This is a genomic window from Streptomyces sp. WMMB303, assembly GCF_029351045.1.
Taxonomy (GTDB): Bacteria; Actinomycetota; Actinomycetes; order Streptomycetales; family Streptomycetaceae; genus Streptomyces.
Genome location: NZ_JARKIN010000001.1, coordinates 1,804,962 through 1,830,762, shown reverse-complemented (window position 1 = coordinate 1,830,762; position 25,801 = coordinate 1,804,962). Strand labels below are relative to the sequence as shown.

Genomic DNA, 25,801 nt, shown 5'->3' with positions numbered 1-25,801 from the left:
GGGTGTGCATGGTCCAGGCCACGGAGGCCGCGGCATTCGGCACGGCACTGCGCCGGTTACGGGCCGCGCAGAAGACTGCCAAGGGGGTCTCGCTGTATTCGCGGCACGTGAACCGGCCGTTGGGCAGGGTCTTCGCGGCCGCCGCGTACCGCGCGGGGCTCAGCCCGAACCAGGTGACGCTGCTGAGCGCGGTGTGCAGCTTCGCCGGGGTGGCGGGGGTGGCGCTGGTGCGGCCGTCCTGGGGGCTGGGGGCTGCCGTGTGGGCCGCGCTCCTCGTCGGCTTCGCGTTGGACTCCGCCGACGGGCAACTCGCCCGGCTGCGGGGCGGCGGCAGTCCGGCCGGGGAGTGGCTGGACCACGTGGTGGACTGCGCCAAGATCACCGGACTGCACTCGGCCGTGCTGATCTCCTTCTACCGCTTCGCGGACCTGCCGCACGAGAGCTGGCTGCTGCTGCCGCTGGGCTTCCAGCTCGTGGCGGTGCTGCTCTTCTTCGGTGGACTGCTCACCGACAAGCTCCGCCCCCGGCCCGACCGTGCGGGCCCGGAGCCGGCCCCCGCGCCGCCCTCGACGCTGCGGGCCGTGGCACTGCTCCCGGTGGACCACGGCGTCTTCTGTGCCGTCTTCCTGCTGCTCGGCGCCCCGGGGCTGTTCCGCGCCGGGTACGCCGCCCTGTTCGCCTGCTACGCGCTCTTCCTCGCCGCGTTCGCCGTCAAATGGTTCCGGGAGCTGTCCGCCCCGCCTCCGGGGTGACCGGCGCGGCCGGCCCGGCGGGGGCGGCCAGTGTGTCGAGTGCGCGCCGCAGCTGAGTGCTGGAGGTATGCATGGTGTACGGGAAGTAGACGACCTCTACGCCGACCGTACGGAAGTCGGCCTCCAACTTCTCGCCCTTCGGCGTACCCCGCCAGTCGTCCCCCTTGAACAGCACGTCGAACCTGACCTGCTGCCAGGTCTCCAGCTTGTCCGGCACCGTCTCCACGAACGCCGCGTCCACGAACCGGATGCTGCGGACGATCTGCAGCCGTTCGACGAGCGGGATCACCGGTGGCCGCCCCTTGGCGCGCCCGGCCATCTCGTCCGAGACCACGCCCGCGACCAGGTAGTCGCACCGCGAGCGGGCGTGCCGCAGCAGGTTCAGATGGCCGACGTGGAACAGGTCGTAGGCGCCGGGTGCGTAGCCGACCGTGTGGGTCATGTGAAGTCCCCCCCCAGGACGCATGCCGTTGACCGCGCCGCGGCCCTCCCCGGCCGCCGCGCATCGCAGCATGCAACCACAACCGGCGGGAATCAGGCACAGGTCGGCGAATGCCCGCACGGCAGGCGTTACGCTGCCCCCGGGGAACGAGCGGCGGACCTGTGGGGGGATCCATGGTGAACGGCGACGCGGTGCCCGGAAACGGGACCGCGCCCGGTGGGCTGCGCGAGGAGGCGTCCGGGCGCCGAGTGCTGCTGGTGTCCACCAACTACGCACCCGAGCAGGCCGGCATCGGGCCCTACGCGGCCCAGCTCGCCGAGCACTGGGCCGCACGCCCCGACTGGGACGTGCACGTCCTGGCCGGTATGCCGCACTACCCCGCCTGGCGTACGGACCCCGCCTACCGGGGCGTCTGGCGGGTCACCGAGCAGCGGGGCGGAGTCCGGGTGCACCGCCGCAGGCACACCGTCCCGCCGCGGCAGACCGCCGCGCGCCGGGCGCTGTACGAGGCGTCCGTGCTCGTCCACGGACTGCTGGCGCCGCCCCGGCTCGGCGGACCGCCCGACGCCGTCGTCGCCCAGCTCCCCAGCCTCGCGGGCGGACTGCTGGGCGCCCGGCTCGCCCGCCGGGCCGGAGTGCCGTTCGTGCCGGTCGTCCAGGACCTGATGGGCGCCGGGGCGGCGCAGAGCGGCATCCGCGGCGGCGATCGGGCGGCCGCCCTCGCCGGTTCTGTGGAGCGTCGGGTACTGGCGGCGGCCACCCTGGTGGGCGTCATCCACGAGAGCTTCACCGAGCGGGTCACCGCGCTCGGGGTCCCGGCCTCCCACATCCGTACCGTGCCCAACTGGACGCACATATCCGCCCCGTCCCGTCCCCGTGCGGAGACCCGCTCCCGGCTCGGCTGGCGGCCGGACGAGACGGTCCTGCTGCACTCCGGCAACATGGGCCTCAAACAGGGCCTGGACGTGCTGCTCGAGACCGCCCGGCTGCTCCACGGCGAGCGGTTGCGCATCGTCCTGATGGGCGACGGCAACCAGCGCCGCCACCTCGCCGGGCTGGCGACCCCGCTGCCCGGCGTCGAACTGCTGCCGCCCGCCGACGAGGCGGACTTCCCCGACGTGCTGGCCGCCGCCGATGTGCTGGCCGTCACCCAGCGGGCCTCCGTGCTCGACATGAGCGTCCCCTCCAAACTCACCTCCTACTTCGCCGCCGGGCGCCCGGTCCTCGCCTCCGTCGCCGGGAGCGGCGGCACCGCGGGCGAGATCCGCCGGTCCGGCGCCGGGGTCCTGGTGCCGCCCGAGGACCCGGCGGCGCTCGCCGACGGCCTCCGCGGCCTGGCCGCCGACCCCGCCCGCGCCGCCGCGCTCGGCGCCGCGGGCCGTGCGTACGCCACCGGCCACCTGGGGCGCACCGCGGCGCTGGCCCGGCTGACCGCACTGCTCGACGAGGCCCGCGCCCTGGCCCCCGCACCCGGCGGCCACCGCACCGGCCACCCCGCCCGGCCCGGCTCCCCGCGGGGCGCCGCGGCCGGCACCGTCCGGCAGCAGGGCGGACCGGCGTGACCGGCCGCGGCGCGCCCGGCGGCGGAGACGAGCGGGACCCGGCCCCGGCCGGCCACCCCGACGACGAACCCGACCTGCTCCGCGACCAGTTCCGCCAGCTCCTGCGCTACCGCCGGCTGATCGCGCTCGGCATCGCCCTCGGCATCCTGGGCGGCGGCTGGCTCGGTGTCAGCGGCGCCGACTCCTACACCGCCACCACCGAGATCACGGTGCGCCCGCTGCCCCTCGACAGCAGCGGCGCCACCTCGGCCCCCGGCGGTACCAGCATGGGCTCCGAGCGGCGCACCGCACTCAGCAGCGTCGTCGCCGAACGCGCCGCGGACACCCTGGACTCCGGGCGCCGCCCCCAGCAGCTCGCCGCCGGCCTCCAGGTCACCAACCCGCCCGACACCCGGATGCTGCGCTTCTCCTTCACCGCGCACAGCCCCCGGGCCGCGGCGCGCGGCGCCGACGCCTTCGCCGCGGCCTACCTCGGCAACCGCGAGCAGGACGCCGAGGCGCGCGCCGCGAGCATGGTCGACTCCTACGAGAAGCAGCGCGAGCCGCTGCTGAAGGAGCGCGACCGGCTCGCCGAGGAGATCGCCTCCTCCGGCCGGGAGGGCGCGCTCGACGGCACGCTCTCCGCGCACTCCTCCGTCGTCAGCCGCATCGCCGAACTCGACGGCAGCATCAGCGACCTGCGCGCCGAGGACACCACCCCGGGCCGCGTCGTCACCGAGGCCGTCCCGCCCGACGCGCCCGCCGGGCCCGGACTGCTGCTGATGCTCGGCCTCGGTGCCGCCGTCGGCGTCGGTCTCGGTCTGCTCGCCGCCTGGGTACGGCTCGTCTTCGACCCCGCCGTCCGCACCCCCGGCGACGTCGTGCGCGCCCTGCACGCCCCGGTATTGGGCACCCTGCCGCGCGGGCGCGGGCGCCGCCGCGGGAAGCGGGCCGAGCGCCGGGCGCGCGCCCGTCCGCTGCTGGCCGGCGGCCGGCTCGCCGAGGAGTACCGCTCGGTCGCCTTCCGGCTGGCCTACGACGAGACCTTCGCGCGGCGCCGCCGCGTCCTGGTCGTCCCGCCGCGCGGCGGCATCGACACCGCGCTGGCCGCCTCCGTGAACCTGTCCGCTTCCTTCGCCGAGATGGGCAAGGAGGTGCTGCTCCTGGAGGCCGATCTGCGCACCCCCTCGCTCACCGAGCGGCTGCGGCACGCGGACGGCCTCCGGCCTGGGGGCATCTCCCGACCGGAGGCCGGGGGATGGGCCCGCGCTCCCGGCCACGGCACCATCGGCTGGCCCGCCGGGCCCCGTGTCCCGATCGACGCGGGCGAGTCGGGCGTCTTCGACCTGGTGCCCGGGCACCGCGTCAGCAAGGTGCCGCGTGCGCTCACCTCCTCGGCCGTCAGCCGGCTCATCGGACACGCCGACGACAGCGACTCCGTGCTCCTGGTCCTCGCGCCCGCCGTGCTGTCGTACGCCGACGCCATCGCGCTCATCGACCGGGTCGACTGCGTCCTGCTCGTCTGCGACCCGCGCGAAGTGCGGCGGGACGATCTGGCGCGGGTGCGGGAACTGGTCGCCGGCGCGGGCGGCTGCGTGCTCGGTGCCCTGCTCCACTCCGAGGGCACCGGCGGCGATTCCGGACGCGGCGGCGTATCCGGCCCCGCCGCGCCGCCGGACCGGGGCGCGGCCCCGCGCCCCCGCCCCGAGGAGTTCGTCCGCGAGGGCGTCGGCCTGCGGGTGCTGGATCGCTGACGGCTTCCGGTGGCTGACGAGGGGGGATCCGGGTGCAGCACCCCGGTGACGGTCCGGCGCGGGAGCCGGAGCGGCGCATGCCGCGCGCCCGCACCGCGCTGGTCTGCTCCGTCGCCGACCAGGGCGTGGCGGCGGCGACGAACATCGCCGTCCTGGTGGTGGCGGCGCGACGGTCGGACGTACACGCCTTCGCCACGTTCTCCCTCGTCTACACCGTCTTCACCGTGCTCCTCGGCCTCACCGTCGCCTACGTGGGGCAGGCCCTCGTCCTGGAGCAGGGCGCGCCGGAACGGGTGGCGCGGGCCTGCCGTTCGGGGGTGGCCTTCACCGCGCTGGCCGCGGCGGCCCCGGCCCTGTGCGCGGCGCCCGCGCTGTGGGCGGTCGGCGGCCGGACCTGCACCGCGCTGGCCGCGCTGGCGCTGGTGCTGCCCCTCGCGCTGACGCAGGAGACCACCCGGTACGCCTTCGCCACCCTGCACCGGCCCCGGTACGCGCTGCTGGCCGACGTGCTGCGGCTGGCGGCCGTCCTGCCCGCGCTCGCCGCCCAGCCCTCCGGCGCCGGTGCGGCGCGGCTCCTGCTCGCCTGGGGCCTGTCGTCGCTGCCCGCGCTCGCGGTGGCGCTGTGGCTGCTGGGGCGGCACACCCGGGGCGCGGGCCAGGACCCGGCCCGCTGCCTGCGCCGGGATCACCTGGGGCGCCGGTTCGCCGTCGAGTTCGGGGTGGGCAACGCGGGCAGCCAACTGGCCGTCATCGGCTTGGGACTGCTCGCCGACCCGCTGGCGGTGGGCGCGCTGCGGGGCGCCGGCACGCTCTACGGGCCGATGAACGTGCTGTTCAACGCCGCCACCGGGTTCGGCCCCCCGCTGCTGAACCGCACCGGCGGCGGACGGCGGGCGGCCCGTGCCGCAGCCGCCGCGGGAGGCGTGCTCGCCGCGGCCGCGGCCGTCTGGACCGCCGTTCTGCTGCTGCTGCCGGACGGTTACGGGCGCGCGCTGCTGGGCGACACCTGGGCCTCCGCGGCCCGGCTGCTGCCCGCCACCGGCAGCCAGTACGCGGCGATGGCCCTGGGCACCTGCGGGCTGCTGACACTGCGGGTGCTGCGGCCGCGCACGACGCTGCCCCTCCAACTCGTCTTCTCCCTCGCCTCCGTCGGCTGCCTGCTGGGCGGCTACGCGCTGGGCGGGGTGCCGGGCGCGGCCTGGGGGCTGTGCCTGGGCTCCGCGGCGAAGGGTGCGGCGAGCTGGCTGCGCGCGGCCCGGCTGCTGCGCACGGCGGGCGCGGGCGGCGTCAGCGCGTTCGATCCGGCGCCGGCTCCCGGCCCCGGGGCGGGCGGACCTGCCGGTCCCGTGGGTCCTGCCGGTCCTGCCGGTCCTGCCGGTCCTGCCGGACCTGCCGGAAAGATGTGACGATCAGCAGGCACAGCACCGCGATGGCCACCCGGCCCATGGCCTGGAGCAGCGAGCCGCGCAGCAGGATGAAGCTGTAGCCGGCGACCAGCGGCACCGCCACCGCCGCCACGCTCCCCGGCCCGGCCCGGTCCCGTCGCCTCCGCGGGCCGGGGCCCGCCGCGGCCTCCTCGGCGGTACGCCGTGCGTAGCGCCGGTCCGCGCGGGCGGCGCCGTAGCCGACGCCGGCGAAGCCCAGCGCCATGCCCAGCGGCCCGAAGTCCAGCCACAGCTCCGCCCACAGCGGCGAGGAGAGGTTCGGATAGGGCATCCCCATCCAGGTGCCCACCCGGGTACCCGGGTCGTGCGGCTTGCCGTCCCACACCGAGCGCGGCACGAAGAACAGCACGGTGCCCGCCAGTTGGCGCCCGTAGCTGTGGCCCTCGCCCGACTCGACGAAGGTGACGGTGTTGGCGAGCATGCCGGCCTGGTCGTAGTCCTTCATCGTCAGCGGCTCCAGCAGCGAATCCGTCGCCTGCCGCGGCCGGTCGGCGCCCTCCTCGTAGCGGAACCGGTCCGCGAACGGGAACACCACCAGGGCCACCGCCACCCCGGTCGCCAGCGCGGCCCGGTACATCACCGGGCTGCGCGGGAACGCGGTGAACAGCAGCGAGAAGAGCACTGTCAGGAACCAGTACCGCGGATTGGAGACCGGGTTGTTGACGATGCCGTTGAGTGCCAGCATCACCAGCCAGAGCACCGGGACCAGTGGTCCGCGCCGTGCCGCGCGGGAGACCACCAGCCAACGGGTGAGGAAGAGCAGTGCCAGCAGCGCCGGTACGGTGCCGAACCCGCGCAGGAAGGCGGAGCCCGCCTGCGAGGCGGCTTCCGTCCCGCCGAGCGTCTCGCTGATCTCCTGCCGGTTGCTGAAGAAGACGCCCGGCCCGTCCAGCCTGGCGATCAGCAGCCCGCTGCCCGCCAGTGCCACCGCGCACAGCGCGTACAGCCTGCGCGGCCCGACGACCGCCGCGGGCCGGTGGCGCTCGTGCATCCGGCTGCGCAGCGGCGGCCGGTGGCGGGCCAGCAGGGCGCCCACGTCGAAGGCGACGAGACCCGCCAGCACCAGCGCCGAGGCCAGCACGGTGTCCGCGCGCGGCCCGACCACCGGGGTCGGGGTGCTGGCCAGCACCGTCTGGGCCAGCGGTGCGATTCCCATGGCGATGTAGCAGAACAGCCAGAACGCGCCCTGGATGAGCCGGCGGTGCGTGGTCAGCACCATGGCCGCCAGCCGGGTGCCGGAGTAGGCGCAGGTCGCCGACTGGAGCCAGTAGGCGGCGTCGTGCGGCCCGGGCCCGGGCTGGGTGGCGACCGCCGCGGGCAGTACCGCGACGAGTGCCGCCACCAGCGGGACGGCCAGCGCCCGGGAGAGCACCGCGCGGGGCGCCGTCGCGGCGAACCGCTGCCGCGGCGCGGTGGCCGGACTTCCGGTGTTCATGGCTGCCCCCGGCACCGGCGCCATCCCGCGGCGGCGGGAGGCGGAACCCGCGGAACCCGCGGAAACCATGAAGGAGCAGAGCAGAAGCAGATATACCGACTAATATCGTCGACGCGGCCAGGGGAGGGGACACCATTGAAGGCGCTGCACATCGTCACGCTGCACACGCCCACCCATGACTTCGGCGGCCCCACCAGGGTCGCCCTGAATCTGTGCCGCGGGCTGCGGGCGCGGGGCGACCAGGCGGCCCTGGTGGCGCTGGGCGACGGGTTCCCCGCGGGCCGGCGGCTGCCGCGCACCGTGGACGGCGTCCCGGCCCGCCTCTTCCAGGCCCGCGCCCTGCTGCCGCAGTTCGAGGTCAGCGGTATCACCTCGGCGGCGCTGCTGGCGGCGGCGCCGCGCATGCTGCGCTCGGCCGACGTCGTCCATGTCCACCTGATGCGCGACCTGGTGACGCTCCCGGTCGCGCTGCTGGCCTCCGCGCTGGGCCGCCCTCTGGTGCTGCAGACGCACGGCATGATCGACCCCACCGAGAAGCGGGTGGCCCGGGCCGTGGACGTGCTGGGCCTGCGCCGGGTCCTGCGCAAGGCCGATGCCGTGCTCCATCTCACCGAGCAGGAGCGGAAGCTGACCGAGGCGGTGCTGGCGCCGGAGCCGATGGGTCCGGCGTACCGGCTGGTCAACGGCGTCGTCCCGCAGCCCGCCCGCAACACCGGGCGGGCACCGGGCCGGCCGCCCACGGTGCTGTACTGCGCACGGGTGCAGGAGGGCAAACGCCCCCAGGACTTCGTCGGGGCGATGCCGACGGTGCTGGAGAAGTACCCGGAGGCGCGGTTCGTGCTGGCCGGGCCGGACACCGGCGCGCTGGCCGGCGAGATGCTGGCGCGCGCCCGCTCGCTGGGGGTCGGGCACGCGCTGGAGTACGTCGGCGCGCTCGACCACGCGGGGGTGCTCGCGCGGCTGCGGGAGAGCGAGGTGTATGTCCTGCCGTCCATCAAGGACGCCTTCTCCGTCTCGGTGCTGGAGGCGCTGTCGGTGGGGCTGCCGGTCGTCGTCACCCGCACCAGCGGTCTGGCGCCCGACGTGGCCGCGGCCGGCGCCGGGCGGGTGGTGGACAGCGCGCCGGACGACCCGGAGAACGGGCCCCGGATCGGCCGCGCCGTGCTGGAACTGCTGGACGAGGCCGCCGGTGCCGCCGCGTCGCGGGCCGCCTGGCAGTTGGCGCGCGAGAGCTTCACTCTCGACGCGGTGGTCGACACCCTGCGGGAGGTGTACGGGCAGGTGCGGGAACGAGCCGGTGCCGCCGCCCGCCCGGCGCCGACGACGCGGTGACCGCGGCCGGCTCCCCGGCGGCCCCCTCGCGGGCCTTGAGACCGATCTGCCAGCGGTAGAAGCTCATCGCCAGCGCGTAGTCCAGCCCGGCCCGGCCGTCGAGGAACCCCCGCTTCCAGCCGTAGGCGTAGGCGAAGGACACCAGCGGCTTGAGCGGCGCCCGGTGGAAGAGGCGGCCCTGCCGGGTCTTGGCCTGCCGGATCTGCTCGCGCACGACCGGGTGCCGCTCCAGCCACGCCTCCCAGTCCGAGTACCGGTTGTGCCGCTCGAACCAGGTACGCACCGGATCCAGATCCCGGTGCTCGATGGGGGCGCGAAGCCGCACCACCGGATCGGCCAGCGGCTGGTAGTGGCCCTCCTGTTCGCCCATGCCCGGTGCGGCCAGGTCGTCGGGCTCCGGGAAGCGGCAGCGGGTGCGGTCCAGCAGCACCCGCTTGACGATGGTGTACCCGTGCCGGAGGCGGCGTCCGGCGAACCAGTAGCCGAGCGGGATGTCGAACGCGGCCGGGCGCAGCGTGAGCCCGGGCGGCGGACTGAAGAGCTGCCGCAGCTCGGCCAGCAGCTCCGCGCTGGGCGTCTCGTCGCCGTCGAGGAAGAAGATCCAGTCGGTCCGCGGGTGGACGTGCTCCAGGCACCACTGTTTCTTCTTCGGGTACCGGCCGTCCCAGGTGTAGGGCAGCACCTCGGCCCCCTCCGCCGCGGCGAGCGCGCGGGTGTCGTCCGTGCTGTCCGAGTCGACCACGACGACATGCGCGAAGTGGTCGATCACCGACCGGACGGTGGTGGCGATGTTCTCCGCCTCGTTCCTGGTCGGTATCGCGACGACGACGGGCAGTTTCTGCACGGGGGCTCTCTCCGTAGCTTCCTGGGGCGGCACTTCTCGGGTGGCTTCCGGGGGCGGCTCGCGGCGGGTCACTTCCGGCCCGCCGCTTCGAGCAGCGGCTCGAACCGCGGGCACAGGTGCTTCACCGCGGGCTCGGCGTTGTCGATCTCGCCCGCCTTCAGCGCGCTGATGGCGTCCTTCCTGCTGGCCTCGGCCGTGCTGCGCAGCCGGGCGCAGGCGGTGCGCCCGGCCTCCAGCACCGCGGCGGGCTCCAGCCCCTGCGGCACCCGGCCGACCAGATACTCCTTCTCCTTCTCGGTGAACGAGCCGGTGGCCGGGGAGAGCGAGGCGCGCGGAACCTTCGGGACGTCCTCGCCGTCCGGGTTCTCCGGTTCCTGCGGGTCCTCGGCGTCCTTTGGCCGCTGCTCCCGCCCGCCCCCGGGCGGCGGCTCGTTCTCCGGCGCCGCGGCGGGACTCTCACCGTGCCCCGCGCTCTTCTCGGCCCGGGGGCGCTTCGCGGCCTCCCCGCCGTCGTCCCCGCCCGCTCCGCAGCCGGCCGTCAGCGCCAGGACGGCCGCCACCAGAACTGCCGCCGCCGGCGCCGCCCCGCGGGCGCTCACGGCTTCCTGAAGGTCAGCGTGAGCTTGGGGCCGGTGCCCCCGGACTCGCGGGCCGCCAGCCACATACTGTCGCTGCCCGTACTGGTGAGCGCCAGATCGAGGTTCTCGCCCTCCGCGTCGCCGACCGCTTCGGTGCTGAGCGGAATGTCGTAGGCCGTGCTCCGCTCCGGCGCGCCGTCCAGCGAGCCCAGCTCCGTCGAGCCGACCGCGGGCCGCTCGGCCCAGGTCACCCCGGCCTCGGTCCAGCTGCCGGTGACGGGGCGGACCCGGACGGTGTCACCGCTGGCCGCGTAGCTGTCGCCGCTGGTGGTGACGGTCAGCCGGGCCTCGGCCAGCTCCATCCCGTCGGGCGCGGACGGCACGGCGAAGCGTGCGTAGCTCTCGTAGGGGGCGGAGCCGCGCACGGCGAGCTGCATGTGGGTGCCGTAGGCGGAGTTGACCGAGGAGCCGTTCACATAGGCGTCGGCGCTCGCCTCCTGCTCCACGGTCGTCTCCGAGGGCGTGCCCGGGGTCCGCACCTTCGCGCCGACGGAGCGGGAGCTGGTGTTGGCGTCCCCGTCGTCGCTCGCGGTGACCCGGTAGGTGTAGTCCGTGCCGGAGTCGGCGGTGGTGTCGGTGAAGCTGACGGTGGGCCGGTCCCAGAACGAGGAGTTGCCCCGGACGGTGCCCACCGGCTCGGAGCCGCCGTTGCGGTAGACGCGGTAGGTGAGGGTGCGGTCGTCCAGGTCGGTACTGGCCGGCCAGGACACCCGCACACCGCCGAGGACGTTGGCCGCGTTCACGTCCTCGGGGACGGTCGGGGCGCCGGTGTCGGGCCCGTTGGCGAACCGGACCAGGCCCTGCTGCGGTGTGTTGCCGTTGCTGGCGATGCGCGAGAACGCGCCGCCCACCCACATGTAGTCCGTGCCGCCGCGGGAGGAGACCACCATGGCGCGCGGCCCCACCTGCTCCACGTTCAGCGGGCCGTCGTCGGTGTCCGGGAACCAGGACAGCAGCGGGGTGGGGTCGTCCACCGACTCGGCGAGCAGGTGCTGCCGCTCGTGGAGTTCACCGAACTCGCCCATGCTGGAGCAGTCGTGCGCGTGCGAACTGCTGTAGAGCACCTTCTTGTAGACGGTCACGTCCTGGGTGGCGCCCAGGCAGGTGTCCCGCCAGCGCTGCGAGAAGTCGTCCAGGTTCAGCGCGATCCGCCCGTCGAACACGCCGCCGCCGGTGCCCTCGTTGGCGGTGTAGATCCCGGTCTCGTCCGCGTACAGGCCCTTGACCACCGAGTTGCGCGGCACGAAGGAGCGCCCGTAACCGTGCTTGAGCGCGCCGGAGTCGGCGTCCACGACGGCCAGCGCGTGCGAGTCGGTGTTCCGCACGCGGGCGAAATCGCCGCCGAGTACGACGCTGCGCCCGTCCGGGGTGACCTCGACGGCGCGTCCCGTCGCGTCCGCGTCGGCTTTCCAGGGCCGCAGTTCGCCGTCCGTGCTCAGCGCCGCGAACTTGCTGCGGCTCTGCCCGTCCACCGAGGTGAAGGCGCCGCCCAGGTAGACGGTGTCGTCGGTGGCGGCCAGTGCGTGCACCGTCGAGGAGACCGACACGTTGAACTCGGGCTTCACCGTGCAGCTGGGGATGTCGATCGCGGCGACGCGGCTGACGTGGGTGCCGTTGACGGCGGCGAAGTTGCCGCCCGCGTAGAGGGTCTCGCCGTCCGGTGAGACGGCCAGCGCCCGGACCGTCGCGGAGCCGCTGCCCACGGTGAAGTCGAGCCGGCAGTCGGTGGGGGCGCCGGTCGCGGCGTCGAACGCCGCGAAGTTGACGGCCTGCCGCTCGTCGGTGCCGGCTTCCGCGCCCGGCGGCCGGACGGCGGAGAAGGTGCCGCCCGCGAAGACGACGCCGTCGGACTGGGCCATGGCCCACACGACGCCGTTCGTCTGCCAGGTCGGTAAGTCGTCGGCCGTCATCGCGACCGGCGGGGTGAGCGCGTGCGCCTGCGGTGTGCCGCGCTCGGTGAGGGCGGGGCCGATCAGCGCGGCGGCCGCCAGAGCCAGTACCGCTGCCGCCGCCGTGACCGTGCGCGGGGCCGTACGTCGTTTCATCTGCTGTTCCCCACTGTTCGCTGGTGCCTCGTGCAGCGCCGCCGCCTCTCCCGCGGGCTTCGGTACTGCTGCGCTCCGGTGCGCTCTGCGCCCGCCTCGGTGCGCGGCGGGCAGGGTGTCCCCTCGGGTGCGGGCGTCAGCCGCGGTCGACGCGCACCGCCTCGCCCGAGAGTTCCGCCGCGAGCGCGGAGATGTCGGCCTCGACCATGATCCGCGCCAGCTCCCCCCACGTCACCCGCGGTTTCCAGCCCAGCTCGGCCTCCGCTTTCGCCGCGTCGCCGATAAGCGCGTCGACCTCGGCCGGCCGCCGGTACTTCGGATCGAACCGCACATGCTCCCGCCAGTCCAGACCGCCCGCCCGGAACGCCTCGTGCAGGAACTCCCGTACGGTGGCGGCGACTCCGGTGGCGACGACGTAGTCGCCGGGCTCGTCGGCCTGCAGCATCCGCCACATCGCCTCGACGTACTCCGGCGCGTAGCCCCAGTCCCGCACCGCGTCCAGGTTCCCCAGGTACAGGTGGCGCTGGAGCCCGGCCCGGATCCGGGCGACGGCCCGGGTGATCTTGCGCGTCACGAAGGTCTCGCCGCGGCGCGGCGACTCGTGGTTGAACAGGATCCCGTTCACCGCGAACAGGTCGTACGCCTCGCGGTAGTTGACCGTCGACCAGTAGCTGAAGACCTTCGCGCAGCCGTAGGGGCTGCGCGGGTGGAACGGGGTCGCCTCGTGCTGCGGGGGCGGCGCCGTGCCGAACATCTCCGAGGACGACGCCTGGTAGATCCGGGTGTCGATCCCGCTGGCCCGGATCGCCTCGAGTAACCGCACGGTTCCCATACCGGTGACGTCGCCGGTGTAGAGCGGGGAGTCGAAGGAGACCCGCACATGGGACTGCGCGCCCAGGTTGTAGACCTCGTCGGGCCGCAGGTCGCGCAGCAGGTTGACCAGGGCGACGCCGTCGGCGAGGTCCGCGTGGTGCAGCACCAGCGAGCGGCCTTCGTCATGCGGATCCTCGTACAGGTGGTCGATGCGTCCGGTGTTGAAGGACGAGGAGCGGCGCAGCAGGCCGTGCACCGTGTAGCCCTTTCCGATCAGGAGCTCGGTCAGGTACGACCCGTCCTGCCCGGTGATGCCGGTGATCAGTGCGCTCTTCGCCATCTGCCGTCCTGGTGAAAGTGGTGGTGAGTGGTCGTGAGTGGTGGTGAGTGGTGGTGACGAGGCGGCGGGAGCGGCCGCTTCCGCCGGAACCTGCCGGGTGGTTTCAGGGTTTTTGACGGCTGTCTCCCGTAATGGGGGTGCCGACTGGCAGAATCCGGCGGCATGGAGTCGACGCCGCACCCCGCCATGCCCGCCCGGCCCCCGGCCCCGGCGGACACCCTGCTGCCGCCCGGTGCCCGGGTGTTCGTCGCCGGACACCGCGGGCTGGTGGGCTCTGCCGTGGTCCGCCGGCTCGCAGCCGAGGGGTACGAGGCGCTCACCCTCGACCGTGCGGCGCTCGATCTGCGGGACGCGGAGCACACCCGGCGCCGACTGCGCGCACTGCGCCCGGACGCGGTGGTGCTGGCGGCGGCCAAGGTCGGCGGCATCATGGCGAACGCCACCCGGCCCGTGCCCTTCCTGGAGGACAATCTGCGCATCCAGCTCAGCGTCATAGCGGGGGCGCACGCCGCGGGCGTACCCCGGCTGCTCTTCCTGGGCTCGTCCTGCATCTACCCCAAGCACGCGGCGCAGCCGATCACCGAAGAGGCCCTGCTCACCGGCGCCCTGGAGCCGACGAACGAGCCGTACGCGCTGGCGAAGATCGCGGGAATCAGCCAGATACGCGCCTACCGCAGCCAGTACGGGGCCGGCTACATCTCGGCGATGCCCACCAACCTCTACGGCCCCGGCGACAACTTCGACCTGGAGACCTCGCACGTGCTGCCCGCCCTCGTCCGCCGCTTCCACGACGCCGCGCGGGACGGTGCGGAGCGGGTGGTGCTGTGGGGGAGCGGAACGCCGCGCCGGGAGTTCCTGCACGTCGACGACCTGGCGCGGGCCTGCGTGCTGCTGCTGCGGGAGTACGACGACGCGATGCCGGTCAATGTCGGCTGCGGCACGGATCTGACCGTCGCCGCGCTCGCCGAGACGGTGCGCGACGTGGTCGGATACGGGGGCGCCGTCGAATGGGACACCGCCCGCCCGGACGGTACGCCGCGCAAACTGCTGGACGTCTCCCGGCTGTTCGCGCTCGGCTTCCGCCCCTCGATCCCGCTGCGGGAGGGCATCCGCTCCACCTACGAGTGGTGGCTGCGCACCGCCGCTTCCTGACGCCTCTCCTCCCTGCCCCACCGGAAGCGCGGACTCCGGCCGGTGCGCCCCGGCGCGCGCCGCGGTCGCCGGTCGCCGACGCCCCGGCGCACACGCGCACGGCCGCGCCGCCGCTCCTCCCTGCTGTGCTGCCTCCGGCCGCATGTCAGTACGCACCCCGCCCGTCGACCACGGCGCGTACCGTGCGGGCCAGCAGGTCCAGGTCCGTGGTCAGCGACCAGTTGTCCGCGTAGCGCAGATCCAGCGCGAGGCTCTCGTCCCAGGACAGGTCCGAGCGTCCGCTCACCTGCCACGGCCCCGTCAGCCCCGGCTTGACCAGCAGCCGCCGCAGCGCCGTCGAACCGTAGGCCGCCACCTCGTCCGGCAGCGGGGGGCGCGGGCCCACCAGCGACATCTCGCCGCGCGCCACGTTCACCAACTGCGGCAGCTCGTCCAGGGAGGTGCGGCGCAGTACGCGTCCCACCCGGGTGATCCGGGGGTCGGCGCGCACCTTGAACAGCGGCCCGTCCACCTCGTTGGCGGCGGCGAGCTGCGGCCGCAGCCGCTCCGCGTCCACGACCATGGAGCGGAACTTCCACATGGTGAAGGGTGCGCCGCGGTGGCCCGCGCGGGTCTGCCGGTAGAGCGCGGGACCCGGTGAGTCGAGCCGTACCACCAGCGCGATCAGCGCCAGCAGCGGCGCGAGGAGCAGCAGCCCCAGGACGGCTCCCGTCCGGTCGAGCGCCGACTTGAGGGCGAGCTGCGGGCCGCGCCGCAGCGGCGGGTCGACGTGCAGCAGGTGCAGTCCGGCCGCGGTGGACGGGCGCACTCGGCGCAGGGCCACATCGGCCAGCCCGGAGGAGATCACCAACGGCAGTCCCGCGTCCTGCACCGCCCAGGTGAGGGTGCGCAGCCGCTGGCCGGACAGCAGCGAGCCGGGAGCGACCAGCACGGTGTCGGCGGCGTACTGCCGGGCGGCGGAGACCACGGCGGTGCCGTCCGGGCCGCCGCCGTCCGGGCCTGCCGCGACCGCCTCCAGCCGCCCGGTTTCCGGTACCCCGCTCCGGTTGGCACTCGGGCCCACCGGGACGGCTCCGATGACGACGTACGGATGGTCGGTGCGGCTGGCGAGCTGTTCGACCACGCGGTCCACGGCGCTGCCCTCGCCGACGACCAGCGCGCGCTGCACGACGTGGGCCTCCCGGCGCTGGCCGGTGAGATGGCGGTGGGTCAGCGCGCGGCAGACCGTGGTGAGCAGCGGTGCGGGGGCGAGGGCCAGCAGGGCGACGGCGGGCGGCGAGCCCTCTCCCGTCAGCACCCGGACGACGGCGAGCAGCCCCAGCAGGGTCAGCCAGTCGTGCAGGGCGGTCAGCACTCCGCGGCTCTCGCCGAGCCAGCGGCGCCCGTACCGCCGGTGGGCGGCCAGTACGGTCAGCCACATCAGGGTGACCGTCGCGGTGGCCACCCCGGTGTGGGGCAGCCCGGCCCGGTGGAAGCAGAGCGCCACCGGAAGCGCGACCCCCGCGGTGTCGACCGCCAGTGCCACCGGCCCGTACCAGCCGGCCTTGTCCTGGCTGCCGTCCCGGTTGCCGCGGAAGGCGTGCCGCCCCGGGGTCGTGTCCCTGCTGCTTCGTCCGGTTCTTCCGGCTCCCGGCTCGGCCGGTCTCCCCACCTCGGACACGAACGCAGAGTCGCGCCGCATGAACCCCCCAGGTACGCGGAACCCCCACGGCGCACCGAAACCTCCCCGGACATACGGGGATGCGCCGACCTCCAGACCTTAAGTCATATGAGCACTCTGTGTGCCCGCGTGTTCACTTCACCATGAGAAGTGCGGAGAGTGTGGAGGGGGTTGTCGGACGGTGCGCGTATTTTGCGGGTGATTCGCCGGGGAGTATCCCCTCCCGGTAACGCTGCTCGCCGCGCCACGCCGCACGGATCCGACGCCGCGCCGGAGGCCACGGCCGGACCGCCCGATCGCGGACCGGACTTGACCTTGACGCAGACGGCAGGGTCCGAGGATGCGGGCATGGACGAGATGACCGAGACGAGTACCTCCCAGCGGCCCCGCACCGTCGTCGTCACCGGCGCCGGCACCGGTATCGGCCGGGCCACCGCACGGGCCTTCGCCGCGCGCGGCGCACACGTACTGGCCGTCGGGCGCCGCCCGGAGCCGCTCCGCGAGACCGCCGCGGAGCCCGGCGCCGGTGCCATCACCCCGTACCCGGCCGACCTCACCGAGGAGGACGCCCCCGACCGGATCGTGGTTGCCTCGCTGGAGCTGACCGGGCGGCTCGACGTCCTCGTCAACAACGCGGGCATCGTCGGCGGCGAGAGCCTGGGCAGCCACACCCGTGCGGGCGTCGAGGCCCAGTTCGCCACCAACCTCACCGCGCCCGTCCTGCTGACCCAGGCAGCGCTCCCCGCGCTGGAGGCCGCTTCCGGACAGGGCGTTGTCGTCAACATCAGCACCTCCGTCGGCCAGCGCGCCTGGCCGGGCAACCCGCTCTACGCCGCCTCCAAGACCGCACTCGAACTGCTCACCCGGAGCTGGGCCGTGGAACTGGCGCCGCGCGGTGTCCGGGTGGTCGCCGTCGCACCGGGCGCGGTCGACACCCCCATCGGCGAGCACCGGGGGCTCGACCCCGAGCAGCGCCGCCGGATCCGCGCCTGGCAGATCGCCCGCACCCCGCTGGGCCGCGTCGGCAGGCCCGAGGAAGTGGCCTGGGCGGTGGTCGGGCTGGCCGCGCCCGAGGCCTCGTTCGTCACCGGCGCCGTGCTGCCGGTGGACGGCGGCGCGGTGCTGGCGTGAGGGGGCTGCGCGAGGCAACCGGGGAACGCACGCCGACTGCCGGCGCCGTGCTGTCACCCGCTGTGGTATTACTCCCTCCGGGAGGTGGCGGTGCCATGCGGATCGGCGAACTGGCCCGGCGGACCGGGACGACGGCGCGGGCGCTGCGCCACTACGAGCAGGCCGGGCTGCTCACCTCCCGCCGCGCCCCCAACGGATACCGCTGCTACGACGCGTCGGCCGAGGTCCGCGTCCGCAACATCCGCCACCTGCTGCGGGCCGGGCTGACGTTGGAGGACGTCGGCTGCTTCGCCGCCTGCCTGGACGGCGACATGGCCGCGGCTCCGCCCTCGCCGGAGGGGCTGCGGATCGCGGAGCAGCGGCTCGCCGTCCTGGAGGCCCGGATCGCAGCTCAGGTCGAGGTGCGCGACCGGCTGCGGGCCGCGCTGCGCAGCACGACGGTGCGGGCGGCGGGCTGACGGAGGCGCGCGCCGGGCTCACGGAGACGCCCCGGGCCGCTCCTCGGGCCGCGCGTCCCGGGATCGGCGCGTGGCCGTGGCGGCCCGCCTCCCGGCCCCTGCCCCCGTCAGTCGCCCCCCGGGCCCGCGCCCGGAGGGACGGGGGTCAGCCGGTGGCTGCCCGCCCTGCCGGTGACCCGGCCGGCGGTGGGCGGCGGGAAGTGGGTGCCCAGGACCAGGGTGTCGGTGCCGGCGAGGGCGGCCAGCAGGGTGCGCCGAGTGGCCTCGGACTGCCGGGGGTCGATGTCCACGCAGCTCCCGATCCCGGGCTCCGGCACCTGCACGGGGTGGTGGACGCAGTCGCCGGTGATCAGCGCGGCCTCTCCGGCGCTGTCGAGCCGGACCGCGAAGTGGCCGGGGGTGTGCCCGGGGGTGGAGAGCAGCCGCAGGCCGGGTACGAGGTCGAGCCCCGCTTCCGGGAGGTCCACCAGGTCGAGCTGCCCCGCCTCCTCGACGGGGTGCACCGAGTCGCGGAACATCTGCGTCCGCGCCTCGTCCATGGGGTGTCCGGCCCAGAACTCCCGCTCGGTGCGGGAGGTGACATAGCGGGCGTTGGGGAAGGTGGGTACCCAGCCGCCGTCCTGGGCGCGGGTGTTCCAGCCGACGTGGTCGGTGTGCAGATGGGTCAGGAGTACCAGATCGACGGAGTCCGGCGGGAATCCGGCGGCCGTGAGGCGCTGCGGGTAGTCGGTGCGCAGCTCGTGCCAGGCCGGGTTCGCCCGCGGCTTCCCGTTGCCGATACCGGTGTCGACGAGGACCCGCAGCCCGCCGATCGAGACGGTGAAGCTGTGGCTGGCCAGGCGCAGCGCGCCGTCGCGGTCGGCGAAATCGGGCCGCAGCCAGTCGTGCCGGGCGACGACCTCGGAGGTGGCGTCGGGCAGCAGCCAGCGGCCGGTGGGGGCGGGCAGCGGGACCTCGTCCACCCGGTGGACCGCGAGCTCGCCCACGGTCCAGAAGGGGGCGGCCTCGTCGGAATTAAAGCTAACTGTTTGCATTAACGCACCGTAGCTCCTACGGTGCAGCTAACGCAAAAGGTTCGCCTTTGTGATGCCGCACCCCGGTCGTCGGCCCCGCCCCGGGCCAGGCCGCCGTACCCGCCGCACCGCTCCGACCGGAGGAGAGCACCGATGCCGACCGATGGGGTCACCCCGCCCGAAGCGGCCCGCTGGGCCGCCCGCACCGGACTGCCGCTGCCCGGCGACCGCCACGCGCAGGTGGCGGCCACCGCCGAGCACATCCACACCGTCGTCTCCGTGCTGCGCGAACTGGACTTCGCCGACACACCGCCCGCGGCGGACTACCGCCCCGAAGCCGACCACCCGGACACACCCGCCGCGGGGGAGCACCGTGCAGCCGTATGAACTCACCCTCACCGACGCCGCCGAGCAGCTCCGCGCCCGCGCGCTGTCCCCCCTGGAACTGGTGGACTCGGTACTGGACCGGATCGCGGCGACCGAACCGGAGCTGGGGGCCTATGTGACCGTCACCGCCGAACGGGCCCGCCGAGCCGCGCGCGAGGCCGGGCACAAGCTCGCCGCCGACCCCGCGGCGGTCACCCTGCCGGGGATCCCCGTCGGGCTGAAGGACCTGATCGACGTGGCCGGTGAACCGACGACCGCGAGCTCCCGGGTGCGCTCCGGGCACCGGGCCGGCACCGACAGCACGGTCGCCGCGCGGGTGACCGCCGCGGGAGCGGCCCTGGTCGGCAAGACCCACACCCACGAGTTCGCGTACGGCCTCACCACGCCCCAGACGCGGAACGCCTGGGACCAGCGGCGCGTCGCCGGGGGATCGAGCGGCGGTTCCGCCGTGGCGGTGGCCGCGGGCGCTGCGACCTTCGCACTGGGCACCGACACCGGCGGATCGATCCGGGTGCCCGCCGCGCTGAACGGCGTGGTCGGCCTCAAGCCCACGTTCGGTCTCGTCCCCCGGCACGGAGTCACCCCGCTGTCCTGGTCGCTGGACCACGTCGGCCCGCTCACCCGCACCGTCGAGGACGCCTCCCTGGCCCTGGCCGTGCTCACCGGAGACACCCCGCGCGACCCCGGCCCGCCGCCCGGGCCCGCCCACGACCTCACCGGGCTCCGCGTCGGGGTGCCGGGCAACTACTTCTTCGACCGCGTCGACCCCGAGGTCGAGGCGGCCGTCCGGCAGGCGATCAGCCGGCTGGAGGATCTCGGCGCGCGACTCGTCGACGTCGAGATCCCGATGGCCCGCTACGTCCAGGCCGTCCAGTGGGGCCTGATGGTCCCCGAGGCCACCGCCTACCACGAGCGGACGCTGCGCACCGTCCCCGAGCTGTACGCCCCGGACGTGCGGATCCTGCTGGAAGCCGGTGCGCTGCTGCCCGCAGCCGACTACCTGCGCGCCCAGCGGGCCCGCACCCTCATGCGGCAGAGCTGGCTGCGCATGCTGGAGGCGGTCGATGTCGTCGCGGCGCCGACCGTCCCCGCCACCGCGGCAGAGGTCGGCCGGGCGGACCTCACCTGGCCCGACGGCACCGTCGAGAGCGTCTCGGACAGCTACGTGCGCCTCTCCGCGCCTGCCGACATCACCGGGGTGCCCGCGCTGACCGTGCCGGTCGGCCACGACCGGGCGGGACTGCCGATCGGGATGCAGCTCATGGGCCGCCCGCTGGAGGAGGCGGTGCTCCTGCACGCCGGGCACGCCTACGAGCGGACCCGGCAGCCGGGCGCGCTCGCACCGGTCGGCCGCACCCCGGGCGGAGCCGGCACTCACGCAACGACTGTGCTTTAGCATGGCCCCCATGGCCAGAGCGATGGCGCGCCCGGGCGGGCGCAGTGCCCGGGTCCAGCAGGCGGTGCACGAGGCCGTGTACGCGCTGGAGGCGGAGGTGGGCCGCGGCGCGCTGACCGTGCCGCTGATCGCCGCTCGCGCCGGGGTCACCCCCTCCACCGTCTACCGCCGCTGGGGCGACCTGCGGGAACTGCTCTCGGACGTCGCCGTGGAGCATCTGCGGCCCGAGACGGACCCCGCGGATCACGGCGAACTGGCCGCCGATCTGGCCGCTTGGGCCGAGCAGTTCCTGGACGAGATGGCCTCGCCCCCCGGCCGGGCCTACCTCTGCGACGCGCTGCTCGGCGACCCGGAAGGGGAGAACGCGGGCCGCTGCTCGGCCTACGCGGCCGAGCAGATCGGCGTCGTCCTGCGGCGGGCCGACGCGCGCGGGGAGCGCCGGCTGCCCGATGTGGAGACGGTCCTCGACCGCGTCGTGGCACCGATGATGTACCGCATCCTCTTCCGGCCCGGCGGTCTCGACCCGGCCTACGCGCGCCGCCTGGCGGCCGCGTGCGTGGCGGAGGGCCGGCAGTAGTCCCCGCGCCGCTCCCGCCGGGCCGCCGGGCGCCGGCCAGCCCGCCGGGTCAGCCCTTCACGCACACGACCTGCCGCAGCTTGGCGACGACCTCGACGAGATCACGCTGCTGGTCGATGACCTGCTCGATCGGCTTGTAGGCGCCCGGGATCTCGTCCACGACACCGCCGTCCTTGCGGCACTCCACCCCGCGGGTCTGCTCCGCGAGGTCCCGCTCGGTGAAGCGCCGCTTGGCCGCGTTCCGGCTCATGCGCCGCCCGGCACCGTGCGAGGCGGAGTTGAACGAGGCCGCGTTCCCGAGCCCCTTGACGATGTACGAGCCGGTGCCCATCGAGCCGGGGATGATCCCGAACTCGCCACTGCCCGCACGGATCGCCCCCTTCCGGGTGACCAGCAGGTCCAGCCCGTCGTACCGCTCCTCGGACACATAGTTGTGGTGGCAGGAGATGGTCTCCTCGAAGGCGGGCCCGGCCTTCTTGAACTCCTTGCGCAGCACGTCCTGCAGCAGCCCCATCATCAGCGCCCGGTTGTGCCTGGCGTACTCCTGGGCCCAGAACAGGTCGTGCCGGTAGGCCGCCATCTGCGGGGTGTCCTTGACGAACACGGCGAGGTCGCGGTCGACCAGGCCCTGGTTGTGCGGGAGCTTCTGCGCCTGGCCGATGTGGAAGTCCGCGAGCTCCTTGCCGATGTTGCGGGAACCGGAGTGCAGCATCAGCCACACCCGGTCCTCGGTGTCCAGGCACACCTCCACGAAGTGGTTGCCCCCGCCGAGCGTGCCCATCTGCTTGGTGGCCCGCTCCTGCCGGAACCGCACGGCCTCGGCGACGCCGTCGAACCGCGCCCAGAAGTCGTCCCAGCCGGTGGTCGGCAGCCCGTGCACCTGACCGGGCTCCACCGGCTCGTCGTGCATGCCGCGCCCCACCGGGATGGCCTGCTCGATCCTCGAACGCAGCCGAGAGAGGTCACCGGGCAGGTCGTTCGCCGTCAGCGACGTGCGCACCGCCGACATCCCGCATCCGATGTCCACCCCCACGGCCGCCGGGCAGACGGCGCCGTGCATCGCGATGACGGAGCCGACAGTGGCACCCTTTCCGTAGTGCACGTCGGGCATCACCGCCAGGCCCTTGATCCAGGGCAGCGTGGCGACGTTCTGGAGCTGCCGCAGCGCGACGTCCTCCACGGCGCCCGGATCCGCCCACATCCGGATAGGTACCCGGGCACCGGCCATCTCCACGTATGTCATGGTCGTTCAACTCCCCCGTAACAGAACATCGATGAGATCTCATCGAGAAGAGGGGGAAGCCCGCTCCCCCGTGCCGGGCTTCCCGGCCTTCATTGTGGGCAGGAAAGCCCCTGCGGCGGCAAAGGTTTTTCCGCGTGGCGGGCGCCTGACCCGGGTTGCTGCGCACCGGGCGGCCCCCTACGTTGATTTTTTCACTATGCACGGATCGAACGGGGGTGTGGACGTGTCGTTCACCGAATGGGAAGAGGCGAAGGCACGCGCGGCAGGTGACACCAGGATGCGGTTGAACGGCTACCCGGCGGCCGACCATCCGGTGTGCGGTACCGGCGGCGGCCTGGATCTCGTCGTCAAGGACGACGAGTTGGGCAAGCTCGGCAACCTGGCCTACGGCCTGCGCCAACAGCTGGGCAGCGACGGCGGGCACGCGGCCGCCGCCTCGGGCGAGGCCGCGACCTCGTTAAGTGGTGAGGGCCTGGAGATGGGCATGGCGCTCGGCGACCTCAACGAGGCGTGGGAGAGCAAACTCAAGACCCTCAAGGACGCCTGCGGACAGCTCTCCGACCACCTCGACTACACCAGGGCCGCGCACCACAAGGACGAGGACAAGATCACCGGAGCCATGTCCTCCATCGCGACGCTGGACGACCGGATCAAGTAGGCACCCGACGGGGGACGGTACTGTGGCCGAGACGGAGAAGATGGGCTTCGCGCAACTGCGCGACCTGAAGCTGGGAAAGCTGCACACCGCGGTCACCGACTGGAAAGCCATGGTCGAGAAACTGCGGGACCTGTACGACGGCAGCGGGAAGGGCGCAGCGGCCAAGGGCACGCCCGACACCACGGCGCAGGACTTCCTGGCGGCCGTGCTCGGCGCGGACTGGGCAGGGCAGAACGCCACGGCGACCGGCGAGTTCGCCCACAAGACCGCCAGGCAGTTCCGCGAGCTGCGCAGGGAGGCGGAGGACGTGCACGGGCTGCTGAAGACGGCCCACAGCGCCTTCACCGACCATCAGAGCGATCTGGAGAAGATCGTCGACGATGTCGCCAAGGACAACATCTACATCAACGACAAGGGCCTCGGCGTCGCCTCGGTGCCCCCGCCCGCGGTCGCCGGCGACGCGGAGATCGAACCGCCCACCGAAGCGCAGATCCGCGCGGCCGAGAAGCGGATCGAGCGGGTGCTGTGGGACGCGGGCGAGACCGACCGCATCGTCTCCGAGGAGCTGCGGTACATAGCCAACCGTAAGTACGACTTCTCCGGCACGGGCGCGGACAGCGTCAAGAACGCCGACGCACGCCAGGGCGAGGCCGCGGCCGACTACTGGGCGAAGAAGCTGAAGGACGGCGACGTCAAGGTCTGGGAGCTGCCCGACGACCAGCTGGAGCGCTTCAACACCGCACTGGAGAACCAGCGCGACAACCCGGCCTTCACCACCCACTTCGCGACCAGGATGGGCGGCGAGGGCACCCTCCAGTTCTGGCGGGACCTGGTCGACCCCGGCCACGGCGACACCCCCGAGGGAGAGCGCGCCACACTGCTCGACCACATCCAGGGCAACCTGAGCATGACCCTGGGCAACGCCACCCGTCAGGACACCCCCGGGATGCGCGCCTGGGAGACCGAGGTGATCAACGCGGGCACCAAGCAGTTCGGCCATGAGGGCCTCATGACCAAGCCCTACGGGTTCCAGATCATGAGCAGCCTGATGGGCAAGGGCAGGTTCGACCGGGGCTTCCTCGACCGGTACGGCGACGAGATGTACAAGTTCGAGAGGAGCAAGTCGGACGCGCCCTCCGCCTGGGGCCTCGTCGGCATGGGCACCGACCTGGATCCGGGCGACAAGTCCACCGGCGCCGACCCCATGACCGGCTACCTGAAGGCACTCAGCCACAACCCCGACGCCTCGACCGAGTTCTTCAACGACCCGGAGAAGGCCGACTACTTCCTCAAGGACATGGACCACGGCGGCCGGACGTGGTTCGACGAGGAGCGCCCCGACAGCATGGGCCCCGACGACGGGGTCAAGCTCCCCTCCCGGGAAGCCCTGGGCGACGCCCTGTTCGCGGCGGGCAGCGGCATGAACCCGGACGACCCGACGGCCACCTACGTCGAGCACACCGCGGAGCACGACGGCGTGTTCGACAACGCGCTGGAGGGACTCGCGGGCCAGAAGGACGAGATGCCCGCCGAACTCCGCGACGACATGGCCAAGCTGATCGGTAACCATGGCGACGACGCTCATATGACGATGGGCGGTTCGCCGCGGGAGCAGGTGCTGGACCGGGCCGACCTGCTGGAGGTCAGCAAACAGATCTCCCGTGATCCGGACAGCTACCGGGTGCTCAACGAGTCCATGAACGCCGCGATGGTCCAGGACATCCATACGGAGAAGGAGGACCCCGAGGACAGCCTCAACCGCTCGGGTCGTACGGTGGGTTTCCTGGAAGAGGCCCGCTACCAGGCGATCGGCGACAAGAAGGCCGATGACCTCAGGTCTGCGGGCTGGTCACCCTATGGCACCGGCGGCTATATCTTCACAGCGACTGCCGCGTCCTTCCTGCCCTACGGCAGCGGTCACGTGGCGAACGCTGCGTTCGGTCTGAGCAAATACCTCGTCCAGGACGAGAACGACCGGATCGAGGCCGGGGCGACCGACGACAACAAGGACGTCTCCGCGTACCAGAAGAACCGACTCATGGGGCTTCAGCACGAGTGGAGCAGCACCAACTCCGAGTACGCCGAGAACACCCCCGGCTTCTCCGAGGACCACGGCGCCTGGAACAAGATCGACGGCGCGGCGAACGACGGCAAGAGCAACGCCCGCGAGGAGTGGGGAGACCAGTGAAGGTGCGCATCGTCCGGCGGGCGGGGGCGGTCTCGGCCGCCGTCGCGCTGCTGGCCGTCGCAGGATGTTCCGGCGGCCGGGAGTACGCGGTGCCGGAGAAGTTCTGCGGGATCCGGATGCCTCCCGAGGCGGTGGAGCCGCTGCTGCCGGACGGTGCGGAGCTGCACCAGTCCCAGGATTCGGTCGACGGGACCGCGACCTCCTGCGGCATGAACGTCGTCGACGGTGCCTCCGTGGTGGACGTCACGGTCACCGAGCTGGACAAGCCGCTCACCGCCGACGACAAGAGGGTGTCCCTGAAGTCCCTGGAGCACGCGAAGAGCGTGCGCGTCACCGGCGCGCACTGGGCCGTCCAGGGAGACCGCCGCATCCAGCTGTCCGCGCCGTGCGGTGCCGACTGGGCCGACTCGCTCTCCTTCCGGTTCTCCTTCACCGAGGGCGGCGAGGGCGCGGAGCCCACCCGCCGCAACACCCTCCGCTTCGCGGAGGCGTTCGTCCGCGGTGAGAAGAAGGAGGAGGCCTGCACCGCGAAGTGACGCGGCGCGGTGCAGACCCCG

General features: G+C 73.7%; 23 protein-coding genes. 14 read left to right on the top strand and 9 right to left on the bottom strand.

Features of this window, described 5'->3' with window-relative positions; translation table 11 throughout:
• Positions 1-8: 8 nt before the first annotated feature.
• Positions 9-752, top strand: coding sequence for a CDP-alcohol phosphatidyltransferase family protein (locus P2424_RS08245; RefSeq protein WP_276478878.1), 744 nt, complete (start codon positions 9-11; stop codon positions 750-752).
• On the opposite strand, the gene P2424_RS08240 is transcribed toward P2424_RS08245, so the two are convergent.
• On the bottom strand, positions 712-1,194 hold the full coding sequence (locus P2424_RS08240; protein ID WP_276475123.1) for an adenylyltransferase/cytidyltransferase family protein: 483 nt from the start codon (positions 1,192-1,194) through the stop codon (positions 712-714). The two genes, P2424_RS08245 and P2424_RS08240, sit on opposite strands and share 41 nt — an antisense overlap.
• A gap of 173 nt (positions 1,195-1,367) precedes the next feature.
• On the opposite strand from P2424_RS08240, the gene P2424_RS08235 reads away from it, so the two are divergent.
• From P2424_RS08235 to P2424_RS08225, 3 genes are all read left to right on the top strand, one after another.
• Positions 1,368-2,756, top strand: a complete 1,389-nt coding sequence (locus P2424_RS08235) for a glycosyltransferase family 4 protein (protein WP_276475122.1) — start codon at positions 1,368-1,370, stop codon at positions 2,754-2,756.
• The gene (locus P2424_RS08230) at positions 2,753-4,489 is read left to right on the top strand and encodes a lipopolysaccharide biosynthesis protein (RefSeq protein ID WP_276475121.1); all 1,737 of its coding nucleotides are present in this window, start codon (positions 2,753-2,755) and stop codon (positions 4,487-4,489) included. Before P2424_RS08235 ends, P2424_RS08230 begins: the two co-directional genes overlap by 4 nt.
• A 77-nt stretch (positions 4,490-4,566) precedes the next feature.
• A complete protein-coding gene (locus P2424_RS08225; RefSeq protein ID WP_276475120.1) occupies positions 4,567-5,895 on the top strand; it encodes a hypothetical protein in 1,329 nt (442 codons plus the stop codon).
• Here the strand turns inward: P2424_RS08225 and P2424_RS08220 are convergent.
• A complete protein-coding gene (locus P2424_RS08220) occupies positions 5,777-7,369 on the bottom strand; it encodes an O-antigen polymerase (protein ID WP_276475119.1) in 1,593 nt (530 codons plus the stop codon). The genes P2424_RS08225 and P2424_RS08220 overlap by 119 nt on opposite strands.
• 135 nt (positions 7,370-7,504) lie before the next feature.
• Here P2424_RS08220 and P2424_RS08215 point away from each other — a divergent pair, with 135 nt between their 5' ends.
• Positions 7,505-8,701 (top strand): glycosyltransferase, encoded by a 1,197-nt coding sequence (locus P2424_RS08215; protein WP_276475118.1) that lies wholly within the window; start codon positions 7,505-7,507, stop codon positions 8,699-8,701.
• On the opposite strand, the gene P2424_RS08210 is transcribed toward P2424_RS08215, so the two are convergent.
• The 4 genes from P2424_RS08210 to gmd form a co-directional block, all read right to left on the bottom strand.
• On the bottom strand, positions 8,604-9,545 hold the full coding sequence (locus tag P2424_RS08210) for a glycosyltransferase family 2 protein (RefSeq protein WP_276475117.1): 942 nt from the start codon (positions 9,543-9,545) through the stop codon (positions 8,604-8,606). The genes P2424_RS08215 and P2424_RS08210 overlap by 98 nt on opposite strands.
• Positions 9,546-9,613: 68 nt before the next feature.
• Positions 9,614-10,144, bottom strand: a complete 531-nt coding sequence (locus tag P2424_RS08205) for a hypothetical protein (RefSeq protein WP_276475116.1) — start codon at positions 10,142-10,144, stop codon at positions 9,614-9,616.
• Positions 10,141-12,228 (bottom strand): DNRLRE domain-containing protein, encoded by a 2,088-nt coding sequence (locus P2424_RS08200; protein WP_276475115.1) that lies wholly within the window; start codon positions 12,226-12,228, stop codon positions 10,141-10,143. The genes P2424_RS08205 and P2424_RS08200 overlap by 4 nt, the downstream gene beginning before the upstream one ends.
• Before the next feature lie 136 nt (positions 12,229-12,364).
• Positions 12,365-13,381, bottom strand: a complete 1,017-nt coding sequence (gmd, locus tag P2424_RS08195) for a GDP-mannose 4,6-dehydratase (RefSeq protein WP_276475114.1) — start codon at positions 13,379-13,381, stop codon at positions 12,365-12,367.
• A gap of 162 nt (positions 13,382-13,543) precedes the next feature.
• On the opposite strand from gmd, the gene P2424_RS08190 reads away from it, so the two are divergent.
• The gene (locus P2424_RS08190) at positions 13,544-14,533 is read left to right on the top strand and encodes a GDP-L-fucose synthase (RefSeq protein WP_276475113.1); all 990 of its coding nucleotides are present in this window, start codon (positions 13,544-13,546) and stop codon (positions 14,531-14,533) included.
• 145 nt (positions 14,534-14,678) lie between these two features.
• Here the strand turns inward: P2424_RS08190 and P2424_RS08185 are convergent, their stop codons facing one another.
• Positions 14,679-16,193, bottom strand: a complete 1,515-nt coding sequence (locus tag P2424_RS08185) for a sugar transferase (protein ID WP_276475112.1) — start codon at positions 16,191-16,193, stop codon at positions 14,679-14,681.
• Positions 16,194-16,541: 348 nt separating this feature from the next.
• Here P2424_RS08185 and P2424_RS08180 point away from each other — a divergent pair, with 348 nt between their 5' ends.
• Positions 16,542-17,324, top strand: a complete 783-nt coding sequence (locus P2424_RS08180; RefSeq protein WP_276475111.1) for an SDR family oxidoreductase — start codon at positions 16,542-16,544, stop codon at positions 17,322-17,324.
• Positions 17,325-17,419: 95 nt separating this feature from the next.
• Positions 17,420-17,782, top strand: a complete 363-nt coding sequence (locus P2424_RS08175; RefSeq protein ID WP_276475110.1) for a MerR family transcriptional regulator — start codon at positions 17,420-17,422, stop codon at positions 17,780-17,782.
• Between the two features lie 107 nt (positions 17,783-17,889).
• Here the strand turns inward: P2424_RS08175 and P2424_RS08170 are convergent, their stop codons facing one another.
• Entirely contained in the window at positions 17,890-18,816 is a 927-nt protein-coding gene (locus P2424_RS08170; protein WP_276475109.1) for an MBL fold metallo-hydrolase, read from the bottom strand.
• Between the two features lie 132 nt (positions 18,817-18,948).
• On the opposite strand from P2424_RS08170, the gene P2424_RS08165 reads away from it, so the two are divergent.
• Genes P2424_RS08165 through P2424_RS08155 form a run of 3 tightly spaced genes read left to right on the top strand, consistent with a single transcriptional unit; the run spans position 18,949 to position 21,155 of the window.
• Positions 18,949-19,182, top strand: a complete 234-nt coding sequence (locus tag P2424_RS08165; RefSeq protein WP_276475108.1) for a hypothetical protein — start codon at positions 18,949-18,951, stop codon at positions 19,180-19,182.
• Positions 19,169-20,578, top strand: a complete 1,410-nt coding sequence (locus P2424_RS08160) for an amidase (protein ID WP_276475107.1) — start codon at positions 19,169-19,171, stop codon at positions 20,576-20,578. Before P2424_RS08165 ends, P2424_RS08160 begins: the two co-directional genes overlap by 14 nt.
• 1 nt (position 20,579) lies before the next feature.
• Entirely contained in the window at positions 20,580-21,155 is a 576-nt protein-coding gene (locus P2424_RS08155) for a TetR/AcrR family transcriptional regulator (RefSeq protein WP_276475106.1), read from the top strand.
• A gap of 49 nt (positions 21,156-21,204) precedes the next feature.
• Here the strand turns inward: P2424_RS08155 and P2424_RS08150 are convergent, their stop codons facing one another.
• Entirely contained in the window at positions 21,205-22,398 is a 1,194-nt protein-coding gene (locus tag P2424_RS08150) for an RtcB family protein (RefSeq protein ID WP_276475105.1), read from the bottom strand.
• Between the two features lie 196 nt (positions 22,399-22,594).
• On the opposite strand from P2424_RS08150, the gene P2424_RS08145 reads away from it, so the two are divergent.
• Genes P2424_RS08145 through P2424_RS08135 form a run of 3 tightly spaced genes read left to right on the top strand, consistent with a single transcriptional unit; the run spans position 22,595 to position 25,780 of the window.
• Positions 22,595-23,056, top strand: coding sequence for a hypothetical protein (locus tag P2424_RS08145; protein WP_276475104.1), 462 nt, complete (start codon positions 22,595-22,597; stop codon positions 23,054-23,056).
• A 22-nt stretch (positions 23,057-23,078) separates the two neighbouring features.
• Positions 23,079-25,244 carry a hypothetical protein gene (locus tag P2424_RS08140; RefSeq protein WP_276475103.1) on the top strand — a complete coding sequence of 722 codons (2,166 nt, stop codon included), beginning with the start codon at positions 23,079-23,081 and terminating at the stop codon, positions 25,242-25,244.
• Entirely contained in the window at positions 25,241-25,780 is a 540-nt protein-coding gene (locus P2424_RS08135; protein ID WP_276475102.1) for a hypothetical protein, read from the top strand. Before P2424_RS08140 ends, P2424_RS08135 begins: the two co-directional genes overlap by 4 nt.
• Positions 25,781-25,801: the final 21 nt, after the last annotated feature.

Coding starts and splice junctions, on each gene's coding strand:
- P2424_RS08245 (WP_276478878.1), top strand. CDS start 9: ATGGTCCAGGCCACGGAGGCCGCGGCATTCGGCACGGCACTGCGCCGG.
- P2424_RS08165 (WP_276475108.1), top strand. CDS start 18,949: ATGCCGACCGATGGGGTCACCCCGCCCGAAGCGGCCCGCTGGGCCGCC.
- P2424_RS08240 (WP_276475123.1), bottom strand. CDS start 1,194: ATGACCCACACGGTCGGCTACGCACCCGGCGCCTACGACCTGTTCCAC.
- P2424_RS08145 (WP_276475104.1), top strand. CDS start 22,595: ATGCACGGATCGAACGGGGGTGTGGACGTGTCGTTCACCGAATGGGAA.
- P2424_RS08180 (WP_276475111.1), top strand. CDS start 16,542: ATGGACGAGATGACCGAGACGAGTACCTCCCAGCGGCCCCGCACCGTC.
- P2424_RS08170 (WP_276475109.1), bottom strand. CDS start 18,816: ATGCAAACAGTTAGCTTTAATTCCGACGAGGCCGCCCCCTTCTGGACC.
- gmd (WP_276475114.1), bottom strand. CDS start 13,381: ATGGCGAAGAGCGCACTGATCACCGGCATCACCGGGCAGGACGGGTCG.
- P2424_RS08150 (WP_276475105.1), bottom strand. CDS start 22,398: ATGACATACGTGGAGATGGCCGGTGCCCGGGTACCTATCCGGATGTGG.
- P2424_RS08235 (WP_276475122.1), top strand. CDS start 1,368: ATGGTGAACGGCGACGCGGTGCCCGGAAACGGGACCGCGCCCGGTGGG.
- P2424_RS08155 (WP_276475106.1), top strand. CDS start 20,580: ATGGCCCCCATGGCCAGAGCGATGGCGCGCCCGGGCGGGCGCAGTGCC.
- P2424_RS08220 (WP_276475119.1), bottom strand. CDS start 7,369: ATGAACACCGGAAGTCCGGCCACCGCGCCGCGGCAGCGGTTCGCCGCG.
- P2424_RS08200 (WP_276475115.1), bottom strand. CDS start 12,228: ATGAAACGACGTACGGCCCCGCGCACGGTCACGGCGGCGGCAGCGGTA.
- P2424_RS08190 (WP_276475113.1), top strand. CDS start 13,544: ATGGAGTCGACGCCGCACCCCGCCATGCCCGCCCGGCCCCCGGCCCCG.
- P2424_RS08225 (WP_276475120.1), top strand. CDS start 4,567: ATGCCGCGCGCCCGCACCGCGCTGGTCTGCTCCGTCGCCGACCAGGGC.
- P2424_RS08175 (WP_276475110.1), top strand. CDS start 17,420: ATGCGGATCGGCGAACTGGCCCGGCGGACCGGGACGACGGCGCGGGCG.